9 protein-coding genes are annotated in these 10,308 nt (G+C 67.3%); 6 read left to right on the forward strand and 3 right to left on the reverse strand.

Annotated elements, in window-relative coordinates; all coding sequences use genetic code 11:
- Positions 1-1,922 (reverse strand): putative bifunctional diguanylate cyclase/phosphodiesterase (locus AC5E6L_RS10470; protein WP_491773112.1); only part of this gene is annotated, 1,922 nt, incomplete at its 3' end.
- On the opposite strand from AC5E6L_RS10470, the gene AC5E6L_RS10475 reads away from it, so the two are divergent.
- On the forward strand, positions 1,921-2,784 hold the full coding sequence (locus AC5E6L_RS10475) for a response regulator (RefSeq protein ID WP_491228468.1): 864 nt from the start codon (positions 1,921-1,923) through the stop codon (positions 2,782-2,784). The genes AC5E6L_RS10470 and AC5E6L_RS10475 overlap by 2 nt on opposite strands.
- Before the next feature lie 160 nt (positions 2,785-2,944).
- On the opposite strand, the gene AC5E6L_RS10480 is transcribed toward AC5E6L_RS10475, so the two are convergent.
- Positions 2,945-3,313: a hypothetical protein gene (locus AC5E6L_RS10480; RefSeq protein ID WP_491773114.1), complete on the reverse strand. Its 369-nt coding sequence runs from the start codon at positions 3,311-3,313 to the stop codon at positions 2,945-2,947.
- 184 nt (positions 3,314-3,497) lie between these two features.
- On the opposite strand from AC5E6L_RS10480, the gene AC5E6L_RS10485 reads away from it, so the two are divergent.
- A complete protein-coding gene (locus AC5E6L_RS10485) occupies positions 3,498-4,289 on the forward strand; it encodes a DUF1499 domain-containing protein (RefSeq protein WP_491773116.1) in 792 nt (263 codons plus the stop codon).
- An 8-nt stretch (positions 4,290-4,297) separates the two neighbouring features.
- Here the strand turns inward: AC5E6L_RS10485 and AC5E6L_RS10490 are convergent, their stop codons facing one another.
- Complete coding sequence (locus AC5E6L_RS10490; RefSeq protein WP_491773118.1) at positions 4,298-5,215, reverse strand: MBL fold metallo-hydrolase; 918 nt, start codon at positions 5,213-5,215, stop codon at positions 4,298-4,300.
- A gap of 123 nt (positions 5,216-5,338) precedes the next feature.
- Between AC5E6L_RS10490 and AC5E6L_RS10495 the strand changes: the two genes are divergently transcribed.
- From AC5E6L_RS10495 to AC5E6L_RS10510, 4 genes are all read left to right on the forward strand, one after another.
- On the forward strand, positions 5,339-5,917 hold the full coding sequence (locus AC5E6L_RS10495; RefSeq protein ID WP_491228455.1) for a biotin transporter BioY: 579 nt from the start codon (positions 5,339-5,341) through the stop codon (positions 5,915-5,917).
- A gap of 134 nt (positions 5,918-6,051) precedes the next feature.
- Positions 6,052-7,476 (forward strand): xanthine dehydrogenase small subunit, encoded by a 1,425-nt coding sequence (gene xdhA, locus AC5E6L_RS10500; RefSeq protein ID WP_491773121.1) that lies wholly within the window; start codon positions 6,052-6,054, stop codon positions 7,474-7,476.
- A complete protein-coding gene (gene xdhB / locus AC5E6L_RS10505; RefSeq protein ID WP_491773123.1) occupies positions 7,473-9,794 on the forward strand; it encodes a xanthine dehydrogenase molybdopterin binding subunit in 2,322 nt (773 codons plus the stop codon). Before xdhA ends, xdhB begins: the two co-directional genes overlap by 4 nt.
- A gap of 133 nt (positions 9,795-9,927) precedes the next feature.
- The coding region (locus AC5E6L_RS10510; protein WP_491773125.1) for a 3'(2'),5'-bisphosphate nucleotidase CysQ family protein at positions 9,928-10,308 on the forward strand (381 nt) is incomplete at its 3' end.

Raw genomic sequence — 10,308 nt, forward strand, 5'->3', positions numbered from 1 at the left:
CCTGTCCTTTCGAGGGCCACCGCGACGTCCGTGACGATCTCCGACCGCATGAAGTGTGTTGCGGCCACATTGACCGACACGCTCACATGATCGGGCCACTCGGTCGCCGCGCGGCAGGCGGCCAGCAGCGTCCACTTGCCGATCTCGACGATGAGGTTGGACTGCTCGGCGATCGTGATGAACTCGACGGGCGATATCTCGCCGCGAATCGGATGATCCCAGCGGATCAGCGCTTCCATGCAGCAGATCCGGCCGCTGTCCGCGCTGATCATCGGCTGATAGCAAAGGCGGAACTCGTCGCCTTCGAGCGCCTGGTGCATCTCCCGTTCAAGCATCCGCCGCTCGCGCTGCGCAAAATCCATCTGCGCCTCGAAGTAACGGAACACGCCGCGACCGTCTTCCTTTGCCCGATAGAGCGCAAGGTCCGCATTGCGCAGGATCTGCTCAGGCCGCGTGCCGTGCTGGGGCGCCAGCGCGATGCCGGCGCTGACACCGATCCAAAGCGTTTCACCGTCGATCTCATAGGGTTCGAGCACCTCGGCGATCAGGCGCGCGGCCAGCTTTGCGGCAAAGACCGCATCGTTGCTCCGCTCGACGATGATGGCGAATTCATCGCCCCCCAGACGCGCCACGCAGTCCTGCGCGCGCACGATGCCCGCGATCCGATCGGCGATCTCCGTCAGCAGCTTGTCGCCGGTCGGGTGGCCGTAGGTGTCGTTGACGAGCTTGAACTTGTCCAGGTCGAGGAACAGGAGCGTGAACGGCGTGCCGTAGCGCTCAAGCATCTTTACGGCGCCATCGAGCCGTTCGGTGAAGCTTGCGCGGTTGAAAAGGCCCGTCAGCGTGTCCCGGTGCGCCAGTTGGATGATCTTGCTCTCGGTCGCCTTTTCGGCGGTGATGTCGCTGACGGTTCCCACATAGCCGGGCGCGCCGAGCGAATCGATGACCGCCGGACGCCCGGAGACGCGCCACCACCGGGTCTCGTCCTGGATGGTGACCGTCACTTCGACGCCATCGAATGGCTGCGTCCGGGCGAGCGCATCCTCTATCAGCCCGATCCCGGTGGCGCCCGGCGCTGCGATCCGCCCCATCAGCGGAAAAAGCGCCGTGTCCTGCGCCTGGTCGGGATTGATGCCGAGCCGGTTGCAAAGCCGCGGCGAGACGCGGACGATCATGCCCCTGTCGTCGATCTCCCAGAACCATTCCGACGCGGTCGCCTCATACCCTTCGAGCAGGTGGCGCGTGACGTCGGCCTCCTCCTTGTTCCGGATTTCCAAGCCGATGCGTGCGATGAATGTCCGGCATAGGTAGATCCCCGCCCAGGGCAGGAACACAAGGCCGATCAGCACAAGGATGACCGCCGTCGCCGCGACCGCCTGATGCGACACCGGCACGAGCCCGGCGAGCGCGCAGGTCGTACCCGTTCCGACGAACAGCAGCATGGCTCCCGCAAGGGGCGCCAGCACGAAGCAGACCAACAGCATGGCCGAGGACAGGACGGCCGTCACGACGATCAGCATGCTCGTGTCGGCGTCCGGAAGGGCGTAGGCCACCAGCCCGCCCCAGACCAAGCCCGCCGTCACCGCGATCAGATATATCCGGTTGAGGGCGTGGGTGCCGCCGAAGTCGCGAACGCCACGGACGCGCCGGAACTTCCACCAGACCCGCATGACGTAGGCCTGTAGCAAGGCGTTGACGCCAAGAAGGGCAATGACCGGCGAAAAATGGGCGTGGTCCATGGCGGTATAGACCATCGGACCGGTCGCAGCGGCGGAGCCTATCGCCATGATCGGCAGCATCTGCACGACGACCGTGAACTGCGCCGCGGTGGCCCGGCGCCGCTGCGAAGGGTTGAAGCCGCCCAGACCGACCAGACGGTCTGCGGCATGGCCGAATTTGCGAAGCGCGGGCTTGAGCGGCATGGGGTCTCCCTATGGGGAGCAACCTATCGGCAGCGGGTTAAGCAATTGTTCCGAATGGTTTATGCAATCGCCCGATTTGTGGCGGCCCTATGCCTTGCATTGCAACGGCCCGATTCAGCGGAATTTTACCCAGAGCCTTAAAGCGCCCTTCAAACATGCCCGCATAAGAGAGCGTCATCTGACCATGACCGGGGCGATTATGGCAAACACGGCCGAACACGTCGAATTCGAACACGCCACGCTTGGTGCCTTGACCGGCAGTCTTGGCGACCGCAGGGCCGGTTCGGTGGCGCTTCTGGGCAACGCGCGCCATTCGCTGCTCCTCGAACAGCCGATCACCGACTTTCTCGACGGCCGCAGGGCCAAGAAAGGGGTATCTGACGCCGAGCGACAGGTGCCCTTCGCCGATGAAGAACCGGCCGACCGTCGCGCAGGTCGTGGACGATGTCCGGGAGGCCGCCTGACCATGCAGGCGCAGGCCAAACGATTGCTGGCGATCGACGGTGACGTCTCATCGGCGGAGTTGATCGCGCGGATCGCCGAACGGTGCCGCTACGCGGCTTTCGCCACGTCCGACTCGCGCGGCGTGATGAACCTGACCACGGCGCTCAAACCATCGATCCTGGCCGTCGACATCTGCATGCCGAGCCTGGACGCAAACGATCTGCTGGAACGGCTGGCAAGGCGCGGTTACACCGGACGGATCCTGATCGTCAGCGGACAGGGCCCGCATGTTCTGGAGGAAGCGCGACAAAGAGCGCTCGCGCTGGGACTGAGCGCCCCGCACGCCCTGCAAAAGCCGCTGGATATTCCGGCCCTGCGCAGCATCCTGCTTGACGGCGAACTCGCGCCGGCGGCGTAAAGCCGGATCGGCGAGCCTGACCTCGGCTATGCAGGGCCTGGTTCATCTGGCCCAGAAGGCGCTGTAGGTCGACCGGTTTGTTGTCGAAGTCCGTCTGGCCCATAGCGCATCCTTGTGATGGTCACGGATCAACAGGCCATCACATGACGGGACCGAGCAGCTAAGTGGACATCAGGTCGAACCAGGCGCGGGCGAGGTCGGCGGCATGGTCCAGACAATCGCAGTGCGCATCGACCTGCACCTTCGAGCCGTCCCTGCCAAGCGTGATGAAGGCGAACATCGGCTCTTCGGTGTCCTCGCCCAGCCATCCGGCCGCGGCAACGCGTTGCGCCCCGTTCTCCCCGAAAACCGGCAGGTTGAACAAAAACGCCACATTGCTGGCCGCGCACGCATTGCGGACGCTGGCCTCGAAGCCCTCGACGCGTATGTCCTCGGCGCCGAGCGCCAGTTCCAGCTCAACCAGCTTGAGCGCTCCATCGGCGCCGGGCTCGCCGGCTTCGATCGGCCGGCTCATTGAGGTCGTTCTCATGATGTGTTCCTATAGGGCCTGTGGGGATTCAGGTTTCGGGTCCCCACAACCTAGAACCATTGCGGGCCGGCGCCACCCTGCCGTCGGCGAATGGCCGTTCCTGGGCACCTGCGCGCGAAGCCTTTGACTTTGCGCGACAAGGCGTTAACGCTGCGTGAGAGCCGGCCGGCCGCCGGCGCGGCGATTGCGCAAGAGGGCAAAGGTGCTGCCGCTGACCGCCAGACTGCCCGCCCGAAGGGCCTCGCTCGGCGCCCGGTGGGCGTTGAGGTTTGCGGTGTTCCTGCCGTTGCTTGCGGGCCTTTCCGTCCTCGCCCATCGCGGCGGACTGATCGACACGCCGACCTTTGTGATCCTGATCGTCCTTTGCGGTGTCATCTGCATGGTCGGGCTCTGCCTTTTCGCGGTCGGTCTGAGAAGCCTTTGGGTGCGCGGCACGGCCGGCGGGCGGCGCCTGTCCTGGGCCTTGTTCCTGCTCATGCCCTTCATCGCGCTCTATCTGGCCGCGGCGCTGGCTTACATGATTCGGCCGGCCCTGTCGGACGTTTCCACCGATCCGATCAATCCGCCGCCGTTCGCCGCCGAACTGCGCGCCGGCGGCGCCGATGCGGCCGCGCTCGCCGCTGCCCGCGCGCCGCACGGCGATCTCCGTCTTTCGGGTTTGCGTTTCAAGGCGCCGCTCGATGCGACGCGCGACGTTTTCGGGCAGGTCGCCGCCGGCCTCCGCTGGCGGCGCGTGCGCCAGCGGGGCCGGATCGGCGCCGATGACGAACTGTTCGTCGAATACAGCTATCGCACGCCGGTGCTGGCCATGCCCGTCAATATCGTGGTCCGGGCGACCGACGAGGGCGACACGACCTTCATCGATGTGCGGTCGCGCCTTGGCCATCTGCGCCATGATCTTGGCCTTAACGCTTGGATCGTCGGCCGTTTCCTCGCCGATCTCGATTATGCGATGATCGGCGTCGCCGAACCCTGACGGATACTTCAAGCCGGCTTGAAGCGCCCCTCGATCGACGGCGGCCCCTCGGTCGCCGCAAGGCCGCGGGCGACCATGTCCTCAAGGTGGGCGAACACGGAAAGGGCGGCCGCGCCGTGCAGGCGCGGATCGGTGTCGCGGTAGATCTGGGCGACCATGGCGGGGATCGTCTCCTCGCCCGCGCGCAGCCGTTCCAGGATCGCCCGCTCGCGCATCCTGCGGTGGGCCTTCAGCCCGCGCACGAAGGCGGCCGGGTTTTCGACCGGGCCGCCATGGCCCGGCAGGTAGAGCCGGTCCGTATCCACCCGCGCCGCCATCACGTCGAGCGAGGCCATATAGTCGGCCATCGCCCCGTCCGGCGGCGCGACGATCGAGGTCGCCCAGCCCATGACGTGATCGCCGGTGAAGACGGTGCCATGGCCCTTGAGCGCGAAGGCGAGGTGGTTGGCCGTGTGGCCGGGCGTGGCGATCGTCTCGATCCGCCAGCCATCGCCGTCGACCGCATCGCCATGGTCGAGCGCGGTGTCCGGCACGTGATCGCGGTCGGCCGCCGCGTCCAGCGGGTTGACCTCGCCGATGTGCAGGTCGCGCGCCGCATGATGGGCCGCCGCGCCGACGATGAGCGCGCCGGTCGCCTCGCGCAACCTGCGCGCCAGCGGCGAGTGGTCGGCATGGGTATGCGTCACGAACAGGTGGCTGACGGGACGGCCGCCGATCGCCGCAAGCAGCGCCCGCAGATGATCGTCGTCATCGGGGCCCGGATCGACGACGGCCAGCGTATCGCCGCCGACAATGTAGCTGTTGGTGCCTTGAAAGGTGAAGGCGGACCGGTTTTTCGCCGTGACGCGGCTGACGGCCTCGGCCACCGGCACCGGTTCGCCGTGGCGCGGGTCGAAGGCGAGCGAGAAGGATGGCGTTTGCGACACGGGCCTTGCCTGCATATGGGCGGAGCGGCGGCCTTGCTGGCCGGCCGGCCAGCCGATATACGACCCTTTCATGCGCGGCGGAAGCCCGCTCGTCCATTCCAGAGCAAGGAGTCCTTTTTCCTCATGGCCATCTCATCGAACGCGCAGGCGCCGGTCTATGGCGCCGTTCCGGGCGAAGGCGCCATGCGCCTGGTCGTTCTCGTGCTGCTTGCGATCGCGGGCTCGCTGCTGATCGCGCTGGCCGGCCAGATCAAGGTGCCCTTCTATCCGGTGCCCGCAACGTTGCAGACATTGGCCGTGTTCGTCATCGGCGCCGCCTACGGCCTGCGCCTGGGCGGCGCGACCGTCGCCTTCTACCTGGCCCAGGGCGCGCTCGGCCTTCCGGTCTTCACCGGAGGTGCCGGTCTTGCCTATATGGCGGGGCCGACGGGCGGCTTTCTGGCCGGCTTTCTTGCCGCCGCGGTCATCATCGGATGGGCCGCCGACCGAGGCTGGGCGCGCAAACCCTTCAAGCTTTTCGCGGCCACCGTCGTCGGCGGCACTGTCCTTCTGGCCCTGGGCCATGCCTGGCTGTCGGGGCTGATCGGCCCCGAAAAGGCATGGCTGGCCGGCGTGCGGCCCTTCATCCTGCCCGAACTGACCAAGGCGGCCCTGGCGTCGGCGCTCATTCCGGCCCTTGCCGCGCTGTTCCATCGCCGTTGACCGGTAACGCTGCGCAACCGAAGGCCGCGCCCCCGGGCGCGGCTTTTTTATGCGCCGACTTGCGCTCGGCTTGAACGAAAGTACAAACTGGATCGATAAAGGTCCGGCCGATCATGGCTGCCCCAGGAGCGCCCATGACATCACGCACCGCCTTCGTGCTCAACGGCGAACCGGCGATCACGCATGCGCGGCCGGACATGACGGTGCTCGATCTGCTGCGCGATGCGTTTTCCGGCAAGGGCACCAAGGAGGGCTGCGCCGAGGGCGATTGCGGCGCCTGCACGGTGCTGTTCCGCCGGGGCGGCGAGGCGGGTGCCCCGCTTCTTGCGGCCAATGCCTGCATCATGGCCGTCGCGCAGATCGATGGCGGCGAGATCGTCACCGTCGAGGGGCTCGGCGGCCAAAAAGGCGCGCTCAACGCCGTTCAGGACGAAATGGCCAAAAACGGCTCGTCGCAATGCGGCTTCTGCACGCCGGGCATCGCCGTGGCGCTGACCGGGCTTCTGGCGCGCGATGACGATCCCGGCGAGGACGCGATCCACGACGCGCTGGCCGGCAATCTGTGCCGCTGCACGGGCTATCGGCCCATCGTCGACGCGGCCAGGGCGGCCGCCGCGCGCCTGCGTGCCGAAGGAGCACTGCCGGCGGCCATCGTCCCGGAACGCCCCCTTGTCGCCGCGCGCACCGATGCGGGCGGCGCGACGGCGCACCGGCCGCGCGATCTGCGCGGATTGCTGAAGCTGCGCCGCGACCGTCCCGACGCGGTTCTGCTCGCCGGCGGCACGGATCTGGCCGTGCCGCTCGCCGGCTATGAGACCCGATGGCCCGACATCATCCATACCGGCCATGTCGCCGAACTGCGGCGGATCGAGACCACCGAAGACCATTGGACCTTCGGCGCGGCGGCGACATGGGAGGAAGTTCTGGACGCGGTGCGCCAGGACCATCCGTCCTTCGCCACGCTGATCCGCCGCTTCGGCTCGACGCAGATCCGCTCGATGGGCACGATCGGCGGCAATATCGGCACGGCGAGCCCGATCGGCGACGGCCCCCCGGCCCTGATCGCGCTCGGGGCGACCATCACGCTCGCCTCGCTCGACGGCGGCGCGCGCGCCCTGCCGCTCGAAGACTTCTTCCTGGACTATCGCAGGACCGAACTGCGTGAGGGCGAGGTGATCGTCTCGGTGACGGTGCCGCGCGCCCGTTCGGGCGAAATCATGCGCACCTACAAGGTCTCCAAGCGCTACGACCAGGACATTTCCACCGTCTGCGGCGCCTATTGGCTGAAGATGGGCGGCGAGGCGGTTGCCGATGCGCGCATCGCCTATGGCGGCATGGCGGCGACGCCCAGGCGCGCCCCGCGCGCCGAAGCGGCGCTGCGCGGCAAGCCGCTCAACATCGTGACCGCGCGCGAGGCGGGCACAGCGCTCGCCTCGGACTTCGCCCCGCTGACCGACTGGCGCGGCTCGGCCGGGTACCGCCAGCGCGTCGCCGCCGGGCTGATGGAACGGCTGGCGCATGAGCTTGCTGGCGAAGCTGTCGAGGTGATGATGCTGTGAACGAACGCGTCAAAACCGTTCAGCGCGCCGTGGTCGGCAAGGGCATCGCCCATGACAGCGCCAAAAAGCACGTCTCCGGCGAGGCCGTCTATATCGACGACATGGCCGACCTTCCGGGCACGCTGCACGCCGCGCTGATCCTGTCGCCCGTCGCCGCCGGAACCTTGAAGGGCATGGACACGGCCAAAGCGGCGGCAATGGAGGGCGTCGCCGCCATCGTGACCGCGGCCGACATTGCCGGCGCCAACCAGATCGGGCCGATCGTGCTCGACGAGCCGCTGTTCGCGCAAAGGGAGCTGGACTATCTGGGCATGCCCGTCGGTGCCGTGGCGGCCGAAAGCTGCGAGCAGGCCGTGCGCGCCGCCCATGCGGTCGATTTCGACATCGCCGAACGCGAGCCGGTTCTGGACGTCGAGGCGGCGCACCGGCGCGGCGACTATGTGATCGACGCGCAGCGGCTGGTCGCCGGCGATGTCGACGGCGCGCTTGAAAGCGCCGACCGGATCGTCGAGGGCCGGCTCGACATTGGCGGCCAGGACCATTTCTACCTCGAAACCCAGATCGCCTGTGCCGTTCCGGGCGAGGACGGCGACATGACGGTCCATTCCTCGACCCAGCACCCCACCGAGGTGCAGCACCATGTCGCCCATGTTCTGGGCTGTTATGCCAACGCCGTCGACGTTCAGGTGCGGCGCATGGGCGGCGGCTTTGGCGGCAAGGAGAGCCAGGCGACGATCATCGCCGCCGCCGCCGCCCTATTGGCCCGAAAGACGGGACAGCCGGTCAAGCTGCGCCTCAAGCGTTCGGCCGACATGATGGCGACGGGCAAGCGCCACGACATGGTCTCGAAATGGCGCGTGGGGGTGACGAAGGCGGGCCGCATCCTGGGCGCCGACGTCGAATATCTGGTCCGCGCCGGCAACACGGCCGACCTGACCGGCCCGGTCATCACCCGTGCGATGACGCATACGGACAATGCCTATCATTTTCCGGCGGCGCGCTTCGTCGGCCATGCCTGCAGGACCAACACCGTCTCCAACACCGCCTTTCGCGGGTTCGGCGGGCCGCAGGGCATCGTCACCGCCGAGGCGATGATCGACCAGATCGCCCGCGAACTGAAGCTCGATCCGAACCATGTCCACGCGGTCAACTATTACGGCCCCGAGACCGGAGAGGTGACGCCCTACGACCAACCGGTCGAGCACAACCGCCTGGTCGAGGTGACCGACGCGATCCTGCATTCCGCCGATTGGCAGCGCCGCCGTGACGAGATCGACGCGCACAATGCCAGCGAGCCCGTGATCCGGCGCGGGCTGGCGATGATGCCGGTCAAGTTCGGCATTTCCTTCAACCTGCCCTCGCTCAACCAGGCCGGCGCGCTGGTCCATGTCTATCAGGACGGCTCGGTCCATCTGAACCATGGCGGCACGGAGATGGGGCAGGGCCTGTTCATCAAGGTCGCCCAGGTGGTGGCCGAGGTCTTCCAGCTCGATATTGACAAGGTGAAGATCACCGCCACGCACACCGGCAAGGTGCCCAACACCTCGCCAACGGCGGCGTCAACGGGGTCGGATCTGAATGGCATGGCCGCCTTCAAGGCGACGAGCGCCATTCGCGACCGCATGACACCGATCGCCGCCGAGCATTTCGCGGTGGCCGAAGACGAGATCGTCTTCCGCGAGAACCGCGTGCATGCCGGCAACCGATCCATATCCTTCGGCGCACTGGCGAAGATGTGCTGGGCGGCGCGCGTGTCGCTGTCGGAGGCGGGACACTACGCCACGCCCAAGATCCATTGGGATGTGAAGACGATGAAGGGCCGGCCCTTCTTCTATTTCACCTATGGCGCCGCCGTCGCAGAGGTCGCGGTCGACACGCTGACCGGCGAGAACCGCTGCCTGCGCGCCGACATATTGCAAGATTGCGGCGCCTCGCTGAACCCGGCCGTCGATCTGGGCCAGATCGAGGGCGCCTTCGTGCAGGGCATGGGCTGGCTGACCTGCGAGGAGCTGTGGTGGGACAAGGCGGGCCGGCTGCGCACCATCGGCCCGTCCACCTACAAGATTCCCGGATCGCGCGACGTGCCGCCCGCGTTCAACGTCTCGATCCTCGAAGGCGCGCCGAACGCCGAAGAGACCGTGTTCCGCTCCAAGGCCGTCGGCGAGCCGCCGCTGATGCTGGCGGTGTCCGTGTGGCTGGCGCTGCGCGATGCGGTCGCCTCCTGCGGCAAGGGCGGCCTTTCGCCGAACCTGCGCACGCCGGCGACGCCCGAGGCGGTGCTGGACGCCATCGACGATATCGGCGCGCGCTCGGCGTGAACCGGCGGTTGGCCGCCGCGGAACAATATTTCCCCCATTGCCGCCCCAATAGATGATCAGACTTCGCCATGACGCCGCCGGGCGGCTACCCATTGCTCATACGCACCGTGAGCGATGGGCTATATCGAGGCAAATGAGCACCATCATGCTGACATCGCTGATCCCGACCCTGCGCCGCGCCGGCCGCGCTGCGCTCGACATTTACGAGCGCGGTTTCACGGTCGACCGCAAGGCCGACCGCACGCCGGTGACCGAGGCCGACCTGGCCGTGGACGAGATCGTCGTCTCGGCCTTGCAGAAGAGCTATCCGGCGATCCCCGTGGTCAGCGAGGAAAGGCTGGCCAGCCTTGAGGCGGCGCGGGGGGCGCATCGCTTCTTCCTGGTCGACCCGATCGACGGCACCAGGGAGTTCATCGGCCGCACGGGCGAGTTCACCATCAATATCGGGCTGATCGAGGGCGGCGTGGATGTGCTGCTGCTGTCGGTCGGTGCCGATCTGCCTTACTTCTGCGGC

This window comes from Roseitalea sp. (assembly GCF_984466335.1).